The 21,344-nt window shown below is 63.1% G+C and carries 21 protein-coding genes; 10 read left to right on the forward strand and 11 right to left on the reverse strand.

The window, feature by feature from the left end; all coding sequences use genetic code 11:
• Positions 1-24: 24 nt before the first annotated feature.
• Positions 25-1,368, reverse strand: coding sequence for a hypothetical protein (locus tag AFIDRAFT_RS00860; RefSeq protein ID WP_009337048.1), 1,344 nt, complete (start codon positions 1,366-1,368; stop codon positions 25-27).
• Between the two features lie 347 nt (positions 1,369-1,715).
• On the opposite strand from AFIDRAFT_RS00860, the gene AFIDRAFT_RS00865 reads away from it, so the two are divergent.
• From AFIDRAFT_RS00865 to AFIDRAFT_RS00885, 5 genes are all read left to right on the forward strand, one after another.
• Complete coding sequence (locus tag AFIDRAFT_RS00865; protein ID WP_009337049.1) at positions 1,716-2,339, forward strand: DapH/DapD/GlmU-related protein; 624 nt, start codon at positions 1,716-1,718, stop codon at positions 2,337-2,339.
• A 109-nt stretch (positions 2,340-2,448) separates the two neighbouring features.
• The gene (locus AFIDRAFT_RS00870; protein ID WP_245258096.1) at positions 2,449-3,225 is read left to right on the forward strand and encodes a glycosyltransferase family protein; all 777 of its coding nucleotides are present in this window, start codon (positions 2,449-2,451) and stop codon (positions 3,223-3,225) included.
• 238 nt (positions 3,226-3,463) lie between these two features.
• Positions 3,464-4,219 (forward strand): SDR family oxidoreductase, encoded by a 756-nt coding sequence (locus AFIDRAFT_RS00875; RefSeq protein ID WP_009337051.1) that lies wholly within the window; start codon positions 3,464-3,466, stop codon positions 4,217-4,219.
• Between the two features lie 16 nt (positions 4,220-4,235).
• Entirely contained in the window at positions 4,236-4,700 is a 465-nt protein-coding gene (locus AFIDRAFT_RS00880) for a carboxymuconolactone decarboxylase family protein (RefSeq protein WP_009337052.1), read from the forward strand.
• A complete protein-coding gene (locus AFIDRAFT_RS00885; protein ID WP_009337053.1) occupies positions 4,687-5,589 on the forward strand; it encodes a sigma-70 family RNA polymerase sigma factor in 903 nt (300 codons plus the stop codon). Before AFIDRAFT_RS00880 ends, AFIDRAFT_RS00885 begins: the two co-directional genes overlap by 14 nt.
• 20 nt (positions 5,590-5,609) lie before the next feature.
• On the opposite strand, the gene AFIDRAFT_RS00890 is transcribed toward AFIDRAFT_RS00885, so the two are convergent.
• Both AFIDRAFT_RS00890 and purU read right to left on the reverse strand, forming a co-directional pair.
• On the reverse strand, positions 5,610-6,794 hold the full coding sequence (locus AFIDRAFT_RS00890; RefSeq protein ID WP_009337054.1) for an ABC transporter substrate-binding protein: 1,185 nt from the start codon (positions 6,792-6,794) through the stop codon (positions 5,610-5,612).
• A 5-nt stretch (positions 6,795-6,799) separates the two neighbouring features.
• On the reverse strand, positions 6,800-7,663 hold the full coding sequence (gene purU / locus AFIDRAFT_RS00895; protein ID WP_009337055.1) for a formyltetrahydrofolate deformylase: 864 nt from the start codon (positions 7,661-7,663) through the stop codon (positions 6,800-6,802).
• Between the two features lie 136 nt (positions 7,664-7,799).
• Between purU and AFIDRAFT_RS00900 the strand changes: the two genes are divergently transcribed.
• Both AFIDRAFT_RS00900 and AFIDRAFT_RS19180 read left to right on the forward strand, forming a co-directional pair.
• Entirely contained in the window at positions 7,800-8,636 is an 837-nt protein-coding gene (locus AFIDRAFT_RS00900) for a uroporphyrinogen-III synthase (RefSeq protein ID WP_009337056.1), read from the forward strand.
• Positions 8,637-8,773: 137 nt separating this feature from the next.
• Entirely contained in the window at positions 8,774-8,983 is a 210-nt protein-coding gene (locus AFIDRAFT_RS19180) for a hypothetical protein (protein ID WP_009337057.1), read from the forward strand.
• Between the two features lie 3 nt (positions 8,984-8,986).
• Here the strand turns inward: AFIDRAFT_RS19180 and ppc are convergent, their stop codons facing one another.
• Both ppc and AFIDRAFT_RS00910 read right to left on the reverse strand, forming a co-directional pair.
• Positions 8,987-11,794, reverse strand: coding sequence for a phosphoenolpyruvate carboxylase (gene ppc, locus AFIDRAFT_RS00905; protein WP_009337058.1), 2,808 nt, complete (start codon positions 11,792-11,794; stop codon positions 8,987-8,989).
• 118 nt (positions 11,795-11,912) lie between these two features.
• Positions 11,913-12,113, reverse strand: coding sequence for a hypothetical protein (locus AFIDRAFT_RS00910; protein ID WP_009337059.1), 201 nt, complete (start codon positions 12,111-12,113; stop codon positions 11,913-11,915).
• 132 nt (positions 12,114-12,245) lie between these two features.
• Here AFIDRAFT_RS00910 and AFIDRAFT_RS00915 point away from each other — a divergent pair, with 132 nt between their 5' ends.
• Together AFIDRAFT_RS00915 and AFIDRAFT_RS00920 are read left to right on the forward strand one after the other, a co-directional pair.
• Positions 12,246-12,653, forward strand: a complete 408-nt coding sequence (locus tag AFIDRAFT_RS00915; protein ID WP_009337060.1) for a CsbD family protein — start codon at positions 12,246-12,248, stop codon at positions 12,651-12,653.
• A 181-nt stretch (positions 12,654-12,834) separates the two neighbouring features.
• A complete protein-coding gene (locus AFIDRAFT_RS00920) occupies positions 12,835-14,601 on the forward strand; it encodes a chloride channel protein (protein ID WP_009337061.1) in 1,767 nt (588 codons plus the stop codon).
• A gap of 50 nt (positions 14,602-14,651) precedes the next feature.
• Here AFIDRAFT_RS00920 and AFIDRAFT_RS00925 read toward each other — a convergent pair whose 3' ends face one another.
• Entirely contained in the window at positions 14,652-15,281 is a 630-nt protein-coding gene (locus AFIDRAFT_RS00925) for an alpha/beta hydrolase family protein (RefSeq protein ID WP_009337062.1), read from the reverse strand.
• 256 nt (positions 15,282-15,537) lie between these two features.
• Between AFIDRAFT_RS00925 and AFIDRAFT_RS00930 the strand changes: the two genes are divergently transcribed.
• Positions 15,538-16,122, forward strand: a complete 585-nt coding sequence (locus tag AFIDRAFT_RS00930; RefSeq protein ID WP_009337063.1) for a protein-S-isoprenylcysteine O-methyltransferase — start codon at positions 15,538-15,540, stop codon at positions 16,120-16,122.
• Here AFIDRAFT_RS00930 and AFIDRAFT_RS00935 read toward each other — a convergent pair.
• From AFIDRAFT_RS00935 to AFIDRAFT_RS00955, 5 genes are all read right to left on the reverse strand, one after another.
• The gene (locus AFIDRAFT_RS00935; protein WP_009337064.1) at positions 16,116-16,961 is read right to left on the reverse strand and encodes a 2-oxo acid dehydrogenase subunit E2; all 846 of its coding nucleotides are present in this window, start codon (positions 16,959-16,961) and stop codon (positions 16,116-16,118) included. The two genes, AFIDRAFT_RS00930 and AFIDRAFT_RS00935, sit on opposite strands and share 7 nt — an antisense overlap.
• 13 nt (positions 16,962-16,974) lie before the next feature.
• On the reverse strand, positions 16,975-17,238 hold the full coding sequence (locus tag AFIDRAFT_RS00940; protein ID WP_009337065.1) for an acyl carrier protein: 264 nt from the start codon (positions 17,236-17,238) through the stop codon (positions 16,975-16,977).
• A 77-nt stretch (positions 17,239-17,315) separates the two neighbouring features.
• On the reverse strand, positions 17,316-18,860 hold the full coding sequence (locus tag AFIDRAFT_RS00945) for a class I adenylate-forming enzyme family protein (RefSeq protein ID WP_009337066.1): 1,545 nt from the start codon (positions 18,858-18,860) through the stop codon (positions 17,316-17,318).
• Between the two features lie 37 nt (positions 18,861-18,897).
• Entirely contained in the window at positions 18,898-20,037 is a 1,140-nt protein-coding gene (locus AFIDRAFT_RS00950) for an iron-containing alcohol dehydrogenase (protein ID WP_009337067.1), read from the reverse strand.
• A 62-nt stretch (positions 20,038-20,099) separates the two neighbouring features.
• Positions 20,100-21,314 carry an MFS transporter gene (locus tag AFIDRAFT_RS00955; protein WP_009337068.1) on the reverse strand — a complete coding sequence of 405 codons (1,215 nt, stop codon included), beginning with the start codon at positions 21,312-21,314 and terminating at the stop codon, positions 20,100-20,102.
• Positions 21,315-21,344: the final 30 nt, after the last annotated feature.

Below are 21,344 nucleotides of genomic sequence, written 5' to 3' on the forward strand. Positions count from 1 at the left end.
GTTTGGGAAATTCCATCAGGTGCGTCAATCGCGCCGTCGCGAAATGACGTAAGATTCATCGTAAAACCACAGTCCGTTATGCCGCCGCAGCACCTCGCGCGTGGCTTCCAGATAGCGGCCGCTTTCGGTGATGCCGGCGAGCCGCTCGTCCTCGATCTGGGCGACATAGACCGCCGCGTTCCAGGCCGCGAAAGCAGTCGAGGAGCCGATCGCGCCGGTGACCTCGTTGGGCAGGGCTTCCATATCATACCGGAAGATCGAGCGGTTATCGGCGTAGGCGTTAAAGTTAAGATCGCGCCCCGCCGAGCCGAGCTCGTATTTCACCGCCCGCAAAACCTCATGGCGGTTAACCGAGAACGGGTTCTCGTCCGGCCAGACCGACTGGATGATCTCCATTCCGGGGTCCTGCCCGTGGGAATGAATGCCGATCAGCCGCCCGCCGGGACGCAGCGCCCGCGCCAGCGGGCCGATGATGCGCTTGGCGCGGAAGTTCAGCGACGACTTGGCACGATAAGGCTGCGAGGCGATCACGAGGTCGAAATTGGCCTCGACCTTGCCTGCGCGCGGGATCACCGAATCCAGCATGAAGCGGTGGTCGTTGCGATAGATCACGATGGCGACCGGGCGCTCATAGACCGGCATGCCCGAGCGCGGCGAGACGTTCGCACGCCAGTTCTCCTCAAGGAACGGCTCAAGCTCGGCGATCTGCGCCTCGAACTCGCCTGAGGAGGAGCCGGTCAGCACCACTTCTTTCCAGATCATCCCGGCGGCGGCGGCGGCCGATTTCGGCGTCAGCCACGGGGCCTCGGCGTAGTTCATGTTGGTCAGCACGAACACGGTCGCCGGGTGCTCGAACAGCCGGTCCGGCACCTTGTCGAGCGTGAGCTTGACGTCCTCGAAGCTGATCTCCTTGCCCGCGACATAGAACGGCATGTGCGGAAAGCGGACGTGCATCGAGCGCATCACCCGCGACAGCACGGTGCCGTCGCCCACCCCGGCGTCAAACACCCGCAATGCGGGTGGGCTGGGGTGGATGCTCCCAAGCTCCAAAGCGACCCGTTGGGCAATGACGCGCTTCTCGCTACAGGTATGGACAAACAGCAGGTATTTCTGCCGGTTCTCGAAGAAACGGAAGTTGCCCGCCGGGTCGCGCTTCTCGATGGGCGGCTCCGGGAGCCGCCGCGCCGGGGTTCCATCGGCCATGAAGGCACGGATTCGCTCCAGCGTATCGACGGTAATGCGCTTGTTCTCGCGCAGCCGGGTCACGAGCTTGCCGTCGTTCACTGCGCGGCGGCCAAACGTTGATTCCGCCAGGCCCGCCTGGCGGCAATAGTCTGAAATCTCAGCCAAAAGGGCTTCGTTCTTCATGAGACCGCGCGGGAAGATGGAGTGGGCAGAATAAAATTGCGCGAGCTATCTACCACGCCATGCCCAACAATCAAATGACCAAAGAGGGGTTTTTGTTTGATTTGCCGCGCTGTTTTACCGCCCTGCCGGACGAACCATGACATCGGTACGCGCGACAAAGCCGATGATAACCTGTCGGGGCCCACCGTGATTTGGTCGGGGCCCCCGCTCTATTTCGCGAAAGTCATTTCAATGATCCGAGGCGCGAGAGCGTCTCTCGAAATCGCCCTGAGCCTGCCTGTCCAACCTGAGGTGGCAAGAGCCGCCGCAGAACGCATCGCCCAAGCCATTCGGGAGTTCATCAGCAAATGAGGGGCATTTTACTTTTCGGCGTAGGCTCTCCCATCATCGCCGACATTGAAGAGAGCCTTGATCGGGTTGAGATTCCGATTGTAGCTGGTATTCGCAACCACACTGATCCTTCCCAACTGTCGCGAGACATCCCGGTTATCGCCAGCGACGATATTCCCGCCGACAAGCTTTCCCTTCCTTTCCTGATACCTCTGTTCTCGCCGAACAATCGCCGAACAGCCGCCACGGAAGCGAAACGTCTCGGATTACATCGACCTTTCACCCTGCTCGACCCCACTTCAATCGTTCCGCGCGAGCTGGACGCGGCTGCCGGCACTTACATCAATGCCGGCTGCACGATCGGAAGCAGCGTTCATCTCGGCATGTTCAGCTTCATCAATCGCGGCGCCACCCTCGGCCATCATGCCCGGCTGGGCGATTTTGTCTCCATCGGACCGGGAGCCGTGATCGCAGGCAGCGTGACGATTGAAAGCGGCGCCCTTGTCGGCGCAGGCGCAACCGTCCTGCCCAAGATCACGGTGGGAGAAAATGCCGTGGTCGGAGCCGGCGCCGTCGTCACGCGCGATGTGCCCGCAGGGATGACTGTGATCGGAAACCCGGCGCGCCCGCTCGACACCTGAGGGATGGCTGATGAGCAAGCCAATCGTTCACCTGTATACGATCTGCTGGGACGAAGCGGACATGCTTGGATTTTTCTTCAGGCATTACGATTCCTGGGTCGATCGCTACGTGATCTACGACGACGGCTCGACCGACGGCTCGCTGGATATCCTGCGCGCGCATCCAAAGGTGGAAGTGCGCTCGTTCGCTCGCGTCGATCCGGATTCTTTCGTGCTTTCGCATACCATCATGCAGGATGGGGTCTGGAAAGAAAGCCGGGGCCAGGCTGACTGGGTCATCATCACGGCGATCGACGAACATCTCTGGATTCCGGGACAATCCATGGAGTCCTATTTGTCCGCGCAGCAGGAGCAAGGCGTGACTCTTATGCCGGCCCTCGGCTTCGACATGATCAGCCAGACCATGCCGCCAGACGAAGGACTGCTGATCGACCAGATCCGTCAGGGGCAACCATCAGTCCCATACAGCAAGCTCAGTATCTTCGATCCGAATGCCCTCAAGGAAACAAACTTTGCAAAGGGACGGCACGCCGCCCAGCCCGCCGGCAAACTGGTGCTGCCCGAATGCGATGAACTGCTCCTGTGGCACTTCAAGCGTCTGGGATTCGAGCGGACAATGGCTCGCGAGAAATTCCAGGGTGCCCGGCTTGGTCGCGTGGACATCGCCAATGCCTGGGGCTTCCAGTACCTGTGGTCTGCGGAAAAATTCGCATCCGAATGGGAGAAGTTCAGGCGGGATTCGATCTGCTTAAACCCGCGAAGTCTTCGATCTGCACGACCGAAAGCCAAGAAGCTCTGGTGGAATTCGTACCGGACTGCGGTTCGGGTGAAGGCGCGATGGTCCTGGCTTGGTAAAATCCTTCGGGCCGTCCTGCCCACCAGATGACGTGCACACCTCGCCCCCGGCGGCAATAGCCTGAAATCCTTAGCCAAAACAGCTTCGGTCTTCATATGGCCGGCGCGCACGGAACCGGATTTTGAGGATCGGCCCGATTTTTTTGAAGGGGCATGTCACTTCCGGGTCCCCCTGTCTCGTCTTGAAGCCAAATGGGCAAGAACGGCGTTCCTAGCAAGCGCCCAGAACTGCCGATCCCCGCTTCAGCGGCAACACACAGGAGGCACCATTGAAGATCGTCGTTATCGGAGGCTCCGGCCTCATCGGCTCCCGGGTCGTGGCCCGGCTGCGCCAGCGTGGCCATGAGGTTCTCCCGGCCTCGCCGTCCACCGGCGTCAACACCGTCACCGGCGAAGGGCTCGCCAAGGCGTTCGCCGGGGCGCAGGTCGTGGTCGATGTCGCGAACTCCCCCTCGTTCGAGCACAAGGCCGCGATGGCCTTCTTCGAGGCCGCGGGCCGCAACGTGCTGACGGCGGAAAAGGCCGCGGGCGTTAAACACCACGTCGCTCTGTCGGTGGTCGGCACCGAACGCCTGCTCGAATTCGGATACTTCCACGCCAAGCTCGCGCAGGAGCTTCTGATCGAAGCATCACGCCAGCCTTACACGATTGTACGTGCCACCCAGTTCTTCGAATTCGTCGGCGGCATCGCGCAAGAAGCGACGCGGGACGATGGCGTCCACGTCTCGCCTGCGAAGATCCAGCCGATGGCGGCCGACGATGTTGCCGCCGCCGTCGCGGATGCGGCCCTTGCCGAGCCCGTGAACGGGATGATCGAGATCGGCGGGCCGGAATCCTTTCAGCTCGATCAACTCGTCCGAAAATACCTGAGCGCGAAAAAGGACGGCAAAACAGTCATCACCGATCCTGACGCCCGCTATTTCGGCATCAGACTCGACGACCGCTCGCTGACTCCGGATACTGGCGCCCGTCTCGGCACCACCACATTCGACGCATGGCTCAATTCGCCTGCCGCCGCCCATTAACGAAGGAGCTACAACCATGACAGCACGCCTCAATGACCCCTACAAACTCGCCCCCGAGGCCATCAAGGCCATGCTGGCGCTTGAAGCCGCCATCAAAGGCAGCACGCTTGAGCAGAGCCTGATCGAACTCGTGAAGATGCGCGCCTCGCAGATCAACGGTTGCGCCTTCTGCCTGCACATGCATTCGACCGACGCGCGCAAGGCCGGCGAGACCGAGATGCGGCTCTATCTGCTCAACGCCTGGCGCGAATCCTCTCTCTACACCCCGCGCGAACGCGCCGCCCTGGGATGGACCGACGCGCTGACCCTGATTGCGCAAACCGGCGCGCCGGATGCGGACTGGGACGAGGTGAAGGCGCACTTCAACGAGGCCGAACAGGTCAATCTCACGCTGCTGATCGGCGCGATCAACTCGTGGAATAGGTTTGCGATCGGGCTGCGCATGCAGCACCCGAAGGGAGACAAGCTTGCAGCAGCCTGACGGCACAACGGACGTCTTCGAGACGCAACGGCCCCGGCTGGTGCGTCTCGCCTACCGCATGCTCGGCTCGCTTGCCGAGGCCGAGGATGTGGTGCAGGACGCATGGCTGCGCTGGCAGGATGTCGACCATGCCAAGGTCGAATCCGCGCCCGCGTTTCTCTCGCGCATCGTCACGCGGCTTTGCCTCGACGTGATGAAATCCGCGCGCATGCGCCGCGAATCCTATGTCGGTTCATGGCTGCCGGAGCCAGTCATCGAAGAGGATGACGGTCCGGATGAAGACAATCTCACCCTCACGCTGATGCTCGCGCTGGAACGGCTTTCGCCGCTCGAGCGCGCGGCCTTCCTGCTTCACGACGTGTTCGGCGTCGCGCTGAACGAAGTCGCGACCACCATCGAACGCGACCCCGCCGCCGTCCGGCAACTGGCGGCACGGGCGCGCCAGCACGTTCAGGACGCACGCCCCCGTTATACGGTCGCGCAGGATGAAGGCAGCCGCATCGCCGAGGCTTTCTTTACGGCGTCACGCAGCGGCGACATCGATGGCCTGCGCACGCTGCTGGCTCAGAATGTCGTGGTCACGTCCGATGGCGGCGGCAAGGTCCATGCCTTCCTCAATCCGATTGTCGGCCTCAATGCCGTGCTGCGGCTCTATGAGGGCCTGACGCGCAAACTCGGCATTACAGACGGCGGATTCTACAAGCCGGTGCGGATCGACGGCCTGCCGGGCTATGTCAGCTATGAGCGCGATAACGTCTTCCAGACCACGGCTTTTGAAATCGAGGACGGCAAGATCGTGACCGTCTACATCACCCGCAATCCCGACAAGCTTCAGCATGTCGCGAAGGCGCTGGCGATCACGCCGCCGAAGTCTCAATTGCGGCACTAGGCAGCGGGCTGTTGCGCGGATCAGTGCTCGCGGCCGGAGTTGTTGGGGTCTCGGACATCCTCGAAGGTCGCGAACTCAGCGTTCACATTCTCTCCGTTCACGGATTCGACCCTGCGCATGTCAATATTCTGCACGACCTCGCGGCTATGCCGGTCAATGGCGAACGGCCCGCGCGGGCTTTCCCATGCAGCCCCTTTCATTGCTTTCAGAAGCGCCTCGCCGTTCGTGTCGCCTTTCGCTGCCCGCAGCGCCTCGCGGATCAGGCGCGTGCCGTCATAGCCGCTCACCGCCATCGCGCCCGGCGTCTCGCCATAGGCCGTCCGGTAAGCCTCGACGAACAGCCGGTTCGTGCGCGAGGGATGCGCGGCCGAATAGAAATGCGCGGTCACGATTCCGAGTGCGGACGGCCCGAGAGTCTTCAGAATTGAATCGTCGGTGAGGTCGCCCGTCGCGATTAGCCTGATGCCATCTTGCCCGAAGCCTTGTTCCGCGATGGCCTCGAGCACCCGGTGTATCTGCCACGGCGCGATAAACAGAAACACCGCATCGGGCTTTGCCTGCTTGATCTGCATCAGCGGCGCGGCAAGATCGGGCTCGGTCAAGGCAATCCTGTATTCGTCGCTCACCGTGCGCTCGTCACCAGCGAACGCCCTGGAGAATTCCTTCAGCGCATCATTGCCCGGCGCATAGTCGGAGATCAGCGCGGCGACGTTGCGAATGCCGTTCTTCGCTGCCCATTTGCCGAGCGTCGCGGCGGATTGCGCCAGCGTCGCACCGCTGCGGACGATGAAGGGCGAACGGGTGGTGATGACCGAAGTCTGCGCGCCCATCACGACCATCGGAATTTTCGCATTGGTCGCGAACGGTGCCGCGACGGCGGCGGCAGGCGACGTGCCGAACCCCGCCAGCACATCGACCTTGTCTTCCTCGACGAGGCTCTTGACCGCTTCGCGCGTGTGATCGGGATTGCCTTCGTCATCGCGGACAATCACCTCGATCCGCGTCCCCTCGACGGTGTCGCCGTTCTGCTCAAGATAGAGCCGCATCGCGTCGTCGATCTGCTTGCCGGTCTCGGCGAGCGGACCCGACAGCGGCAGCACGAGGCCGATCTTTAGGGTAGGCTCGGCGGCAACGGCAGGCTGCGCCACGGCAATCCCCAGCGCGCCGGTCGCGACGAGGAGAAACTGCCGCAGCGAAAACGCCATCGCGCTCAATCCTTGAACACCACCGTCTTGCGGCCGTTGAGGATGACGCGATCCTCCAGATGATAACGCAAGCCGCGCGCCAGCACCTGCCGTTCGATGTCCGCGCCCTTGCGCACCAGAATCTCGGGCGGATCGCGGTGGCTGATGCGCTCGACATCCTGCTCGATGATCGGACCTTCATCGAGATCGCCGGTGACGTAATGCGCGGTCGCGCCGATCAGTTTCACGCCGCGCGCATGGGCCTGATGATAGGGCTTGGCGCCCTTGAAGCCCGGCAGGAACGAGTGATGGATGTTGATGCAGCGGCCCGACAGTTTCGCGGCAAGGTCGTCGGACAGCACCTGCATGTAGCGCGCCAGCACGACGAGATCGGTCTGCGTCTCCTGCACCAGCTTCCAGATCTGGGCTTCCTGCTCCGCCTTGGTGTCGCGTGTCACCGGCAGATAGTGGAACGGGATGTCGCCGAACTCGATGCCCTCATAGGTCTCGCGCGGGTGGTTGGAGACGATCGCGGTCGGCACCATCGGCAGGTCGGTGTAACGCCAGCGATAGAGCAGATCGGCGAGGCAATGGGTCGATTTCGACACCATCAGCATGACGCGCTGGTGCTCGCTACGGCTGCGCAACTGCCAGGTCATGCCGAACGGCACCGCGATGGCGCCGAAACCGCCGCGCAGCGTGGCTAGGTCGGAGGAGCCATCCACCGTGTTGAACGTCACGCGCATGAAGAACTTACCGGTTTCGGTGTCGTCGAATTGCTGGGCGTCGAGAATGTTCTGTCCGCTGGCGAACAGGAAGGTCGATACCGCCGAGACGATTCCGGGGCGGTTGTCGCAGGACAGGGTCAGAACGAATTGCTGGGCAAGCATGGGAAATCTGATCTTTTGGATGGGCGAGATGAGTGAAAGCGCGTCTGCTCTAGCACCCGCCTCCCCTTGCGCCAATCCTGTCCCGCCCGACATGATGAAATGGTATGACAAACCGACCCACCCTTCGCGAGGCACCATGGCCGGCAGACTAAGCGGATACCGCATCCTCATTCTGGAAACCCGCGAGGAAGCCCAGTTTTCCCGCCTGCTGCGGGACCAGGGCGCGGACGTGCTCCAGTGCCCGATGTTTACCATCGAGGACACGCCCGATCAGGACGCGGTCGGCGGCTGGATCAAAAACACGATCCACGAGCCGCTCGACGATCTGGTGCTGATGACCGGCGAGGGCGTGCGGCGGCTGGTGGCTGCGGCCAAACGGATCGGCCTCGAAAATGAATTCATTGCCGCATTGGCTCGGCCACGAAAATACGCGCGTGGCCCCAAGCCCGTGAATGCGCTCCGCCAGATCGGCCTCACCGCCGAAATGGTCGTGGAGCCACCCACAACGGAAGGCATCATCGCCACGCTGTCCAAAGCTGAATTGAAAGGCCATCGCGTCGGCCTGCAGCTTTACCCGGAGAAGGATCACAGCCCGCTGCTCGCCGCGGTGCGCGAGGCCGGCGCGACGCCCGTTCCGGTTGAGCCCTATGTTTATGATGCGCGAGCAGCGCAGCCGAACATCGCCGCCGCCATCGGCGAGATCGCCGCAGGGCGCGTCGATGCCATCGCGCTCACCAGTTCCGGGCAGGTGCGACGGCTGGTGGAGGCCGCGCGGGCGGAGGGCAGCGAAGAGCAGTTGCGGCTGGGACTCGCGCAGACGCCGGTGGCCTCCATCGGCCCCGTCGTCTCCAATGAACTGAAAGCCTACGGCCTGCAGACCGACATCTCTCCCGCCAACGGCGCTTATTTCATGAAGCCTTTAATTCAGGCCATCACCGCCCGACTCACGAAAACCCATCCGCTCCCGCACTGAGGCTCTGTAAAGGGATTTGCGGCGACAGGGCTGTGGATGACGCGGCTAATCCACAATTGCTAGCGGACAACGGCAGAACGATTTGGCAACCTGTGCGTTGAGGTGAACAGGCAGCCAGGGAACCGTGGAGCCGCATCATGACCTCCGCTCAGACCGCGACTGAACCCGTTGCGACCACCGTTTCATTTGAGGAGCAGTTGCGGCAGGCCCGCGCGCTGGTCGGCGAAGGACGCAGGCTCCTGCACATGGCGAACCGCAACTTGCGCACAGGCAATATTCTTGTCCGCCGCAGCCATCAGCGCCTCACCGACACTGAGGCCTATTTCCGCCGGACTCACCCGCGCTGAAATTTAGCCGCTGTTCCGCAATCCCGCCGAAATGCCGTTGATCGTGATCTGGATGCCGCGCAGCACCTGCGGGTCCTCGTTCTTGGCGCGATAGGCCTTGAGAAACTCGACCTGCACATGGTTGAGCGGATCGAGATAGGGAAAGCGGTGACGGATCGAGCGTTCCAGCAGCGGGTTGTGCCCGAGCAGCCGATCCTGCTCCATGATCTTCAACAGCCAGCCGATCGAATTCTGCCACTCGGTGCGGATGCGCAGGAAGATGGTGTCCCGCAACGTCTTGTCCGGCACCAGCTCGGCATAGCGCGAGGCGACCGCGATGCTGCTCTTGGACAGCACCATGTCCATGTTCGACAAAAGCATGCGGAAGAACGGCCACTCGCGATAGAGCTCGCGCAGGAAAGGCAGGCCCCTGTCCGGGTTCTTGCCGACCCATTCGCTGACCGCACTGCCGAAGCCGTACCAGCCCGGCAGCATGAGACGGCACTGCGCCCATGAGAACACCCATGGGATCGCGCGCAGATTCTCGATCCGCCGCGCCTTGCTGCGCGAGGCCGGGCGGCTGCCGATGTTGAGCGTCGAGATTTCGTTAATGACGGTGGAGGCCCAGAAATACTCCTCGAAGCCTTCCGTCTCATAGACAAGACCGCGATAGGAGGCGAAGGCGAGCGCCGACAATTCCTCCATCGCCGCGAGATACTCCTGGCGCGGCGCGGAGTGCTGCGGCTGTAACAGACTTGCTTCCAGCGTCGCGGCAGCGAGGATTTCCAGATTCTGCCGCCCGACCTCGGGGTTGGTGTATTTCGACGAGATGATCTCGCCCTGCTCGGTGATGCGGATCTGTCCCTGTACTGCCCCGCCCGGCTGCGCCAGCACCGCCTCGTAGCTCGGGCCGCCGCCACGCCCGACCGAACCGCCACGGCCATGGAACAACCGCAGCCGCACCCTATGCTTCTCGAATACCTCAACGAGGCTGATTTCCGCCTTGTACAATTCCCAGCCCGAGGTGACGAACCCACCATCCTTGTTGCTGTCGGAATAGCCGAGCATCACCTCCTGAAGGCCGCCGCGGCTGTCGACCAGACGGCGATATTCCGGCAGCGACAGCGCGCGATCCATGATGCCCGCGCAATTGCGCAAATCCTCGATGGTCTCGAACAGCGGCACCAGATTGATGTGGCTGACGCCATTGGGATCGATCAACCCGACTTCCTTAAGCAGCACCGCGATTTCAAGAAGGTCGGAGACACCTTCCGACATCGACACGATGCTCTGCGGAATACATTGACGCCCGAACCGCGCGTGAGCCTCGGCCGCCATCCGCAGCACCGCGAGTTCGCCGCTTGTCTCCTCGCCATAGCTTGCGAACGGGGAGATCAGGGACCGCGCGGTATGCAGTTCGCGCACCAAGAGCGCGCAGCGCTCATCTTCCGACCGATCAAGATAATTGGTGCCCGGCGCAACGGCTTCGAACAATTCCGCGATGGTGCGTTCGTGCACCGCCGAATTCTGCCGCAGGTCGAGACTGGCAAGATGGAATCCGAAGCAATCGACCGCGCGCCGCAACCGCCGCAGCCGTCCGCGCGCGATGACATGGGAGCCGTTCTCGATCAGCGAGCGGTTGATGATGTCAAGATCGCCGCGAAGGGCTTCGACGCTTTCGTAAGGCGCCGCTTCACCACCCGCCCGGCCGCCAGTGCGTACGCCGAACACACCCGCCGTCGCCTTCAGCCGCGAATAAACGCCATGGACGGCGCGGCGATAGGGCTCGCGGCCACGGTGCGCGGAGACGGACGGCGAACGCTCGATCAGCGCCTGCAATTCCTCCGTCACATCCACGAGATCCACGGCGAGAGACAATTCGCCATAGAGCTTCTGCAATTCCTGCAGGTAGAAATTCAGCACGCGCTCGCATTGCATCTGCAACGTGCCGCGCAAGACGTCGGCGGTGACGAACGGGTTGCCGTCGCGGTCGCCGCCGATCCAGCTTCCCATCTTCAGGAACGAGGCCAGTTCTTTTCCGTCCTCGTCGGCGCCGAGACGATCTTCCAGCAGGTTCAGCAGCCGCGGCAACTGTTTGAGGAAGGTATAATCGTAGAACGATAGGCCGTTCTGCACTTCGTCGAGCACGGTGAGCTTGGTCCGGCGCAACAGATTGGTCTGCCACAACGTCAGCACGCAGCGGCGAAGCTGTTCATCGTTGTCCGCAAGCTCCTCCGCCGTCATCTGGGTACGGTCGCGCTCCTCGAGCAGCGCCGCGATGTCCATTTCACGGTCGATGGTGCTCTTGCGGCGCACTTCGGTCGGATGCGCGGTCAGGACCGGGCTCACCAATGCGCCATCGAAAAAATCACGCAATTGTTTTGCCGAGAAGCCTGCCTCGCGGGCGCGCTCGACCGTCCCGGCGAGCGTCGTCGCCGCGGTCGCAAGCCCCGCACCGCTCTGGTTGCGGGTCTGGCGGATGTGGTTCTGGTCTTCGGCGATGTTGGCGAGGTGGGAGAAATAGCTGAAGGCGCGCACGATGCGCACCGTCTCGGCGATGGACCGGCCGTCCAGCATCGCCTCCAGTTCATGGCGGGCGCCGATGTCCTCGTCGCGATGGAAGCGGATCGACGCCTGGCGGATGCTCTCCACCAGATCGAAAACGTCATCGCCTTCCTGATCGCGAACCGTATCGCCCAGAATCCGTCCCAACAGCCGTATTTCCGCGCGTAATTGGGCGTCGGCCTGTGACGACAGGACATCCTCCCGGCTGGAGGGTTCGCTGGAACTGGAAAGAGGCTTTCGCTCGAAAGCCGAAACGTCGGACGCCATTGATGGATGCGCTTTCAAAAACTGCTTTCGACTTTCGTCGCAATTTTTGCAGGGCAGCGCAAGATAGTTTCATCTTTTGAAAAGATGTCCCACGGCCGTTGCCACGGGATTGGCCCTTTTAGCCCTTGCGCGGCTCCTTCCGGGCCTCGCCGGACTTTTTCGTGGTCGAAGGCTGCGTGACGCTCACCGGATCGGAGGCCGGAAACGTATCCCGCAGCCCCTTGTCGAGCTCCTTTTTCGCACGACGATCTTCCCGCGCGGCCGCATGCGGATTTTCCGCGTGCTTGTCATGCGGGGCCGGATCGAATTTGTCGTCCATCGCAACCTCTCCATTCACGTTCGAAATCGTCCGTGATGACCAATGCGCGGCGGCAGAGGATGTTCCGGCGGGAGCACCGGAACCTTCACAAGGTCCGCCGGTTGGCGCTGCGAACAAGGGAGCGAGATCATCATGGACGAGAAGCGTGTGGAAGGCGCGGCCAATTCGGTCGCGGGCAAGGCCGAAGCGGCCTACGGACGGTTGACCGGAGATGCGGCCGCAGAGGCGAAGGGCCGTGCGCGCGAAGCCACCGGCACCGTGCAGCGGATTTACGGACAGGCCAAGGATGCCGCGGCGGATGCTGCAGACAATCTCGGCGATGCCGCGTCCGATCTCGCCTCGCAGGCTGTAGAGACAGCCGGGCAGTATTACCGGCAGGGCAACCGCGCGCTCGCCTCCACCATCCGGCATCAGCCGCTGGGCGCGCTTCTTGCCGCCGGTGTGGCAGGCTTCGCACTCGCTCTGCTCATCAATCGCCCGCCGCCGCGCAGGCGTCCGCGCTGGATCGAACTGCGCGACTGGCGCGACCACCTGCGGTAAGCGGAGCGCGCACCGTCACGCCTATTGGACTGCACCGGAAGCGTGATTGAACGAAAATGCGCGTTTATTCCCGTTTCTGAAATGGCCCGCTTGCAGCGGGTCATTTCGATTTCCCATGCCGTTTTCCTTGCTGTAGAGAACGCAAAACCCCGGCACGGCGCTGGGGCGCACGCACTGACACATGACGGCACCCACCTCGAAATTATATCTGGAAGCGCCGCGCCGTTTGCGCGCGCTGGTCCGCGCGCGGGAATCCAGCCTGATCGTCCTCGCGGCGATCGTCGGTATTCTGGGCGGCCTTTTCGTGGTGCTGATGAGCCGTGCCGTCGGCCTGCTCCACGAGGTTCTTTTCAACATCCCTCACGGCGAACGGCTGTCGTCCCAATCGGTGCTGGAGCCGATGCGCGCGGTGATCATGCCAACCCTGGGCGGCCTCCTGTTCGGCCTGTCGTTGCTCGCCTTGCATCGCTGGAGACCCGGCCGGGAGGTCGACCCCATCGAAGCCAATGCTCTGCACGGCGGCAAGATGTCCTTCCGCGGCAGCATCATTGTCGCCCTGCAAACGATCTGGTCGAGCGGCGTCGGCGCCTCGGTCGGCACCGAGGCGGGCTATACCCAGATATCGAGCGGCACCGCCTCCGTGCTCGGGCAGGCGTTTCACCTGCGCCGCTCGGACCAGCGCATTCTCGTGGGGTGCGGCTCCGCCGCCGCCATCGCGGGCGCGTTCGGCGCACCGCTGGCGGGAGCCTTCTACGCCTTCGAACTGATCGTCAGCGGCTATACGCCCGCGAGCCTCGCCCCGATCGGCGTCGCCTCGATCACCGGTTATGCCGTGGCCCACCAGCTCGCACCGACCGTCCCCGGCATCATTCTCAGCCAGGTCGGAACGGTCACGAGTCAGGACATTGTCATCGCCGTGGCGCTCGGCTTTCTCTGCGCGCTGGCCGGCATCGCGGTGATGCGCGCGGTCGCGGTATGGGACACGGTCATGTCGCGCTCGCGGTTGTGGCTGCCGTTACGCCCGACCATCGGCGGCCTCGTTATGGGACTGTTCGCGTTGCAGGCCCCGCAGGTGATGTCCTCCGGCCATGGCGCGCTGCATACGACCAATGTGGTCACGCTGCCGGTTTTGATGGTCGCGTTCCTGTTCGCGCTCAAAATTCTCGCTTCGGTGATTTCTCTTGGCTCGGGCTTTCGCGGCGGTCTGTTCTTCTCCTCGCTGCTGAGCGGCGCGCTCGGCGGCCACCTGTTCGCGGCGGCCATGAATACACTGGTGCCGTCGCTGCATCTCGACATCAGCGTCTATGCCGTCATCGGCATGAGCGCGCTGTCGGCCGCCGTGGTCGGCGGGCCACTGACCATGACCTTCATTGCGCTGGAGACCACCGGCAATCTCTGGCTCACAACAGCGGTTCTGATCGCGGTCATCGTCTCGACCCAGGTCACGCGCGAGCTGTTTGGCTACTCCTTCGCGACCTGGCGCTTCCACCTGCGCGGCGAAACCATCCGCAGCGCGGCCGACATCGGATGGATTCGCGACCTCACCGTCGGCCGCATGATGCGCGGCGACGTCACCACCGTGCCGGTGGAGATGCCGATCGACACCTTTCGCCAGAGCTATCCGCTCGGCTCGAAAACACAGGTGATCGCGGTGGATTCGGAACAGAAATATGCGGGCATCGTCTTCGTCGCAGACGCCTACGCCTCACTCGACACGCCGGCCGACACGGTCGGCGACATCATCCGCTATCAGGACGCCTGCCTGTTGCCCGACATGAACGCACAGGATGCGGTGGCGGCGTTCGATCGCGCCGAGGCGGAATCGCTCGCGGTGATCGACAAGGCCGATACGCGCCGCGTCATCGGCATCCTGACGGAAGCGCATGCGCTGCGCCGCTATGCCGAGGAAACCGACCGCCATCGCCGCCACTCGATCGGCGAGGCATAAAAAATCCGCACGAGCGCATTGCGCCGCGGATCATGGTCGTTGAACAGAACTTATTGAACGGCCGGCGTTGCCGACGCGGAATGCTGATGCGCCCCCGCAGCAACCTTCGGCACGCGATGACCGCTGCGAAGCGCCGCCAGAATCTGACCCATCGTCCGCGCTTCCAGACGCGGCGACTTGTCCATGTTGAAATGGTTGATGTTCGGATCGCCGGCCAGATCGATGTTGGTGATCGCCGCGCGCGATCCGGGGCCGCGCACCGCAACGCCGCCCACGACACCGTAATAATTCACCACGCGGCCAACATTGGCCGGGATCACCTGCGTGCCGGGCGGGCCATAATTGACGATCAGTGCCACCTTGGCGCCCTGCTGCTGCATGATCTCAGCCATCTGGGTCGAAGCCTGACCGCCAAGCGAATGACCGACGATCACGATCGGGCCCTTGCCCGCCTTGTAAAGGCGCGCCGCCTCCATCGCGAGGCCCGCTGCTTCGCTGTGATTGGCGACAGTCACCGGAATATGGCGGCGAGACAGTTCGGCCGCGTAATTATCCAGGCCGGTCGAGAACACGTTCGCAAGACCCTTGAGCAAATACACATGGCCCGGCGCCGCCTGGGCGCCCACCGGAGCGAAAACCAATCCAACTGCAAAAACAATCGCCAACCAGAACGTGCGCATCTTCCACCGTCATGAAAAGAAGTTGTCCTAACGGGGGTCACTTAAAATAGCCGGCGGCGTGAAATCAAGCCGCCTGCCGCCGTTCCGCCGCATGGCCGTCTTTATCGCCATGCGTGTTGCATAATTCTCTCACTTGGGAACCGAATCGACTGGGCTTTGCGACGATCCGGTAACGCCCTGCGGGTGGCTTTCAGCGCCGGAGTATGGGATAGAGCCCCCGTTTCATTTGATACCTTTTGGGTAGAACAGGACGGCCGTGCTTCTTCTGGCGAGCAAGATTATCTGGGCCATCGGCGTGGTCGGGTGGTTCATCATCCGCCTGCCGCATGATCGCCGCTCGAAGCGCACGCCGAAAGCCCGCCAGGCTTCGGGGTTGCGCGAAAAACTGCTGCTCAGCGCCTCGACCACCGGGCTTGGCATCCTGCCCGCGCTCTACGTGTTCGGCCACGCCTTCCGCTTCGCCGACTACCCGCTGCACCCGCTTCAGGTCGTGATCGGCGGTAGCATTTTCGCAGCCGCGCTGTGGATGTTCTACCGCACCCACAAGGATCTCGGCCGCAACTGGTCGGTCACGCTCGAAGTCCGCGAACAGCACCGGCTCGTCACCGGGGGCGTCTACAACCGCGTTCGCCACCCGATGTACGCGGCATTCTGGCTGTGGGCGCTGGCGCAGGCGTTCCTGCTGCCGAATTGGATCGCAGGTCCGGCTGGCCTCATAGGCTTCGGCATCCTGTTCTTCATGCGCGTCGGCCGCGAGGAGCAGATGATGATCGACACCTTCGGCGACGAATACCGCGCCTACATGCAGCGTACCGCGCGCGTGGTGCCGGGCATCTACTGACCGGTGGAAGTGACCGCCAGCCGTTCGGGATTTTGCAGCGTCTCGCGCATGGCGGCGAGAAAGCGCCCGATCTGATAGGCGTCCGCAAGCCGGTGGTCGGCACGCATGAACAGCGGCATCACGCGGATTTCAACCGGCGCGCCGTCACGCATCACCAGTTTCGTTTCCGCCGGCCCCAATGTCAGATTGATCGAGTCGCTGCCATCGGCAAAACGGCTCGGCTTGTAGCTGCGCATCGGCGGCGAACCCGCATGCGAGAGGTCGTTCACCATGGCGCTGCCGCCGCGCAGCTCATCGAGACGGCTGACAGCAGGCAGGTGGAAATGGCGGTCGAGGAAACCGTAGAAGCGCATCATCTGCCGAAACCAGAACGCAGGCACCTTGCGCATCCGCGCCAGATCGCGGTCGCGGCCGCCGTTGCCGCGCGCGGCCTCCAGCAAGCGCCGCCAGACTTCCCCGGCGATGTCCTCGACGCTTTTTTTATCCGGCGATGTCACCAGCAGCAGATCGATTTCGTTGGCCTTGCGATGGAAAAACGCCATGCGAATGCCGATATCGCGAAAGCGGTAGACACGGCGTCCGACGACGCGGGTATTCATCTCGGGGAATTGCGCGAGTGCAAGGCCGGTCGCACGGATCAGCGCGTGGGCGGTGGTGAGGATGATGCCACCCTTGCGATTTTTCTCCTGAAGAAACGCCAGCAGCGCATCCGCCTCGAATTCGGTGCCCATCACGATCACCGGATCGACATGGCTCGCCTTCGGTGCGTGGAGGTAATAGCGGTTGTAGAGCGGGATTTCCGCGTTCGGCAGCGGGCGGCTGACGAGAGGCCATTTCATCGGTGTGCGACCCTCACGCCTGCGCCGCCGCGCTCTGGCTCATCACCAGATCGACGATCGCTGCGGGCGAACGGAAATGCACAGGGCCAACATGTTCACCGCCGAGCTTGATGCCGTACCGCTCCTCGATTTGAAAAATCACGTCGATCAGGAGCAGCGAATCCAGAAGCCCCTCCTCCAGCAGGTCGGTATCGAGCGCGAGGCCGGGATGGTTCGGGCAGCGCGACGCCACGAACTTCAGAATATCGGCCTCGACCTGTGTCCGCTCCGGCATCATCTTCACTCGATCTCCACTCACCATCCGCGCGGTTGCGCGACGCCTCTCATAGCCCAATTTCAGGGAAAAGTACGGTCTCAGCCAGCGGGCAGCCGCCCGGCGAGAGCCGCCCGGTCCACCTTGTAACCCGATGTCAAAGGAAGCTCGTCCAGAATCTCGACATGCACGGGAATTTTATAGGACGGCAATTCACGCTGGCAGGCTGCACGGAGATTGGCGAGATCGACCGCCGCCACGCCCTGCGGCGCCACGAACAGCGCAAAACGGGTTTCCCCGGCATGAAGCATCGGTACCGCCACGGCGCGGACGCCCGGAAACGCCACCTCCACCACGCTCTCGATTTCAGCGGGATGAACGCGATAGCCCTGCACCTTCACCAAGAGGTTCGCGCGGCCCTCGATATAGAAATAGCCATCCGCATCGGCGCGAGCGAGATCGCCCGTGCGCAACCAGCCGCCGCTCAATGCCTCCGCGCTCGCGGCCTCATCCTGCCAGTAGCCGAGCATGACGTTGGGCCCGCGCGCACAGAGCATCCCGGCCTCGCCCTGCGGCAAGGCCCGGTTCGATTCATCGAGAACCGCAAGCTCGACACCCGACAGCGCGCGGCCAATTGAGCCTTCGCGAACTTTCAACTGATCCGGCGGCAGCACCGCGAGCCGGGCGGCTGCCTCCGACTGGCCGTACATCACGTAGAACGCGGCGGGCGCGATCAGCTCCGCCATTTGCATCGACAGATCGTGGCGCAACCCACCGCCCGCGACCGACATGTAGCGCAGGCTCGGCATCTTCTGTTCGCCGAGGCGGCCATACTTCATCAGCATGCCATAGACTTCCGGCACCGCTGAAAAACTCGTGGCATCGAACTTGGCGATGGCCTGCGGGATCGTTGCCGGAAACATCAGCGCACCCGCGAACACCATGGTCGCGCCTGCCAGCATGTGTGTCTGCAAAATCGAATTGCCGAACGCATGGCAGAACGGCAGCAGCACCAGCGCACGCTCGTCCGCCGTGATCGGCAGGTCGTGCAAAATCGAACGCGCGTTGGAGAGAAGATTGCCGTGACTGAGCATCACGCCTTTCGGCAGACCTGTGGAGCCCGAGGTGAACAGCAGCATCGCCAGCTCGTCACGGCCGCGTGTGGGTGTTGGGCGTCGAACATCCACGGCGGATTCCGCGATCAGCGTCACCGTGTCAGCCGTCTCAGTCGCGAAATTCTTCGCGACGATCAGAATGTCGGGGCGGCAGGCGTCCTCGATCTGCTTGAGCCTCATCGGCTCCAGCGCCACCGGCAGCGGCACCACCACGCCATCCGCAAGCAGCGTACCGTAATAGGCCGCGACGTACTCCGGCGAGTTCGCAAGCTTCAGCGCGACGCGCGCGCCGGGCGCATGATCGGGACGGCTGCACAAATAGCGGCGCACGCTCTCGGCGGCGCGCAGCAGCCAGCCATAGGTGAAGGTGGCCTTCTCCGTGACGATGGCCGGATGATCGCCGCGCGCGCGGGCGACATCGAAGAACGCAAGCCCGAGGTTGGCGACACCTTCAAGCGACGGCACCCCATCGCCCGCCGCCGCATGCGCGGGCGTCTCGTCATCGCCGAATTGCAGGACAACTGTATCCATCACGTCTCACGCCGGGAACGGCGCAATCCTTGCCACATCACAACGCCGCACGATAGATGCCAAGCGCAGCGGCCTGCGTCATCTCGCGCGGATTGTTGATCAGGAGCCGCGTCTGCTTCATCGCGTCTTCGGCCAGCGCATCGAGATCGGTTTCCCTAATGCCGACATCGCGCAGCCGTGTCGGCAGACCAAGCGCGACAGGCAGTTCCGCGAGCCATTCGACCAATGAGGCCGCATCATTGCCTTTGCCCGGCATGAGAATGTCGGCGATCTCGGCATAATGCCCCTCGGCGGCCGGTGCATTGAATTGCAGCACCTGCGGCAGCACCAGCGAATTGGACAGGCCATGCGCGACATGGAAGCGCGCACCAACCGGATAGGCCAGCGCATGAACGGCGGCGACCGGCGCATTGGCAAACGCCATGCCCGCAAGCATCGAGCCGAACAGCATGTTGTGCCGTGCCTCGATGTTCGCGCCGTCACGGCAAACGATGCGGATATTGCCGCCGAGCAGCCGCAGCGCTTCACGCGCCAAGGCATCCGACATCGGGTTCTTCAGCCGCTTGCTGGTATAAGCCTCGATGGCGTGAACCATCGCGTCGATGCCGGTCGCGGCGGTGACATGCGCGGGCAGACCGAGCGTCAGTTCGGCATCGAGCACCGCCCAGTCCGGCAACAGCACCGGAGAGACAACGCCCTTCTTCTCGTTCTCACCCGTGGTGACGATCGAGATCGGCGTGACTTCCGATCCGGTGCCCGCCGTGGTCGGCGCCAGCACCAGAGGCAGGCGTTTGCCCTTCACCATGCCGACTCCGTAGATATCCGCGAGCTTCTCGTCGCCATGCGCGAGCAGCGCCACGAGCTTCGCCACGTCCATCGAACTGCCGCCGCCAATGGCGACGACGCCATCGGCCTTCGCCGCGCGCGCCATCGCGACGGCGCGCGCGATGACATGCACCGGCGGATCGGCCTCGACCTCGGAAAAGACCGTGACGGCGACGCCTGCTTGTCCGAGCCCCTTTAATCCGGCCTGCAGCAATCCTGCTTTCATCACGCCGGGGTCGGTGACGAGCAGCACCGAACGACAACCAAGCGCCTTAACAAGCTCACCGATGCGCGCGGACGCGCCCGGCTCCATCAAGAGCGATTTGGTCGATTGAAACGTAAAACCCGGCATCGCGGCTCCTGATCGATTTGCGGGGGATTGTTCAGCCGCCGCCGCAAAGGGTCAAGACGACTTCATTCCAATCGCTCGACCTTGCGCAAGGCCGGAAACAGCCGCATCCACGTCAGCGCGATCAGGATCGTGGCGATACCGCCGAGCAGCGCCGCGGGGACCGCGCCGAGCCAGGCCGCCACCACGCCGCTCTCGAATTCGCCGAGCTGGTTCGAGGCATTGACAAATAGGTAGTTCACCGCACCGACCCGACCGCGCATGTCGTCGGGCGTCGACAACTGCACCAGCGAGAAACGGATGACCACGCTGACGGTATCGACCGCACCCATCGCCGCCAGCGCCAGCAGCGACAGCCAGATGTTTGTCGACAGAGCGAAGATGATGGTCGCACCCCCGAACGCGATCACCGCCTGAAACATTCGCAGACCCACGCGGCGATTGAGCGACAGATGCGCGAGAACGACCGTCATCGCCAGAGCACCGACCGCAGGCCCTGCCCGCAACAGGCCGAGACCCCACGGCCCGGTTTGCAGAATGTCGCGCGCATAGATCGGCAGCAGCGCCGTGGCACCACCAAACAGCACCGCGAACAGATCGAGTGAAATCACGCCGAGGATGGTCGGGTTGTCGCGCACGAACCGTACCCCACCGAACAGCGCACCAAGCGTCGGCATCTCCTTCGGCACCGCCGGTCGCTCGAAGTGAATCGCCCGCGTCATGACCGAGGCGACAAACCACAGCACGGTCATGAGTGCATAAGGCACACCGGGCGAGATGGCGTAGACGAAGCCGCCGAGCGCCGGGCCGACGATGGTCGCCATCTGGTTGCCCGCCGTCGACAATGCAGTTGCCTGCTGCAACCGGCCGGGCGGCGCCACGGCAGGCAGGATCGCGGCCGTCGCCGGGCTTTCGAACGCCGTCGCGGTGCCGAGAACCGCAAGTGCCGCAAAGATCCATGGCACGGTGAGAATGCCGAGGAAGTTGCCGAGCGCCAGCGCCACGGCTGTCAGCCCTTCCACACTCTGGCAGGCCTGGAGCACCCGGCGGCGGTCGTAACGGTCGGCAACATGGCCCGCCAAAAACACCAGAATCGCGGTCGGCAGGAATTGCGTGAGCCCGGCAAGGCCGAGGTAAAGCGCGCTGCCGGTCAGATCGTAGATCTGCCACCCGATCGCGACGGTCGAAATCTGGGTTGCGAAGCGGGAAAAGCTCCGCGTCACGAAGAAAAACTGAAATGGCCGATGGCGCAAAATATCGCGCGGAGAATCGAATTCCATTCAGCCGTCATACCTTCGGTAAGGCAGCAG

This window comes from Afipia sp. 1NLS2 (assembly GCF_000178995.1).
In the GTDB taxonomy this organism is placed as follows: Bacteria; Pseudomonadota; Alphaproteobacteria; order Rhizobiales; family Xanthobacteraceae; genus Afipia.

Bases quoted from the DNA above. Each gene is read 5' to 3' on its own strand.
- AFIDRAFT_RS00860 (WP_009337048.1), bottom strand. From the start codon at position 1,368: ATGAAGAACGAAGCCCTTTTGGCTGAGATTTCAGACTATTGCCGCCAG.
- AFIDRAFT_RS00865 (WP_009337049.1), top strand. From the start codon at position 1,716: ATGAGGGGCATTTTACTTTTCGGCGTAGGCTCTCCCATCATCGCCGAC.
- AFIDRAFT_RS00880 (WP_009337052.1), top strand. From the start codon at position 4,236: ATGACAGCACGCCTCAATGACCCCTACAAACTCGCCCCCGAGGCCATC.
- AFIDRAFT_RS00890 (WP_009337054.1), bottom strand. From the start codon at position 6,794: ATGGCGTTTTCGCTGCGGCAGTTTCTCCTCGTCGCGACCGGCGCGCTG.
- purU (WP_009337055.1), bottom strand. From the start codon at position 7,663: ATGCTTGCCCAGCAATTCGTTCTGACCCTGTCCTGCGACAACCGCCCC.
- AFIDRAFT_RS00900 (WP_009337056.1), top strand. From the start codon at position 7,800: ATGGCCGGCAGACTAAGCGGATACCGCATCCTCATTCTGGAAACCCGC.
- AFIDRAFT_RS19180 (WP_009337057.1), top strand. From the start codon at position 8,774: ATGACCTCCGCTCAGACCGCGACTGAACCCGTTGCGACCACCGTTTCA.
- ppc (WP_009337058.1), bottom strand. From the start codon at position 11,794: ATGGCGTCCGACGTTTCGGCTTTCGAGCGAAAGCCTCTTTCCAGTTCC.
- AFIDRAFT_RS00910 (WP_009337059.1), bottom strand. From the start codon at position 12,113: ATGGACGACAAATTCGATCCGGCCCCGCATGACAAGCACGCGGAAAAT.
- AFIDRAFT_RS00915 (WP_009337060.1), top strand. From the start codon at position 12,246: ATGGACGAGAAGCGTGTGGAAGGCGCGGCCAATTCGGTCGCGGGCAAG.
- AFIDRAFT_RS00920 (WP_009337061.1), top strand. From the start codon at position 12,835: ATGACGGCACCCACCTCGAAATTATATCTGGAAGCGCCGCGCCGTTTG.
- AFIDRAFT_RS00925 (WP_009337062.1), bottom strand. From the start codon at position 15,281: ATGCGCACGTTCTGGTTGGCGATTGTTTTTGCAGTTGGATTGGTTTTC.
- AFIDRAFT_RS00935 (WP_009337064.1), bottom strand. From the start codon at position 16,961: ATGAAATGGCCTCTCGTCAGCCGCCCGCTGCCGAACGCGGAAATCCCG.
- AFIDRAFT_RS00940 (WP_009337065.1), bottom strand. From the start codon at position 17,238: ATGATGCCGGAGCGGACACAGGTCGAGGCCGATATTCTGAAGTTCGTG.
- AFIDRAFT_RS00945 (WP_009337066.1), bottom strand. From the start codon at position 18,860: ATGGATACAGTTGTCCTGCAATTCGGCGATGACGAGACGCCCGCGCAT.
- AFIDRAFT_RS00950 (WP_009337067.1), bottom strand. From the start codon at position 20,037: ATGCCGGGTTTTACGTTTCAATCGACCAAATCGCTCTTGATGGAGCCG.
- AFIDRAFT_RS00955 (WP_009337068.1), bottom strand. From the start codon at position 21,314: ATGGAATTCGATTCTCCGCGCGATATTTTGCGCCATCGGCCATTTCAG.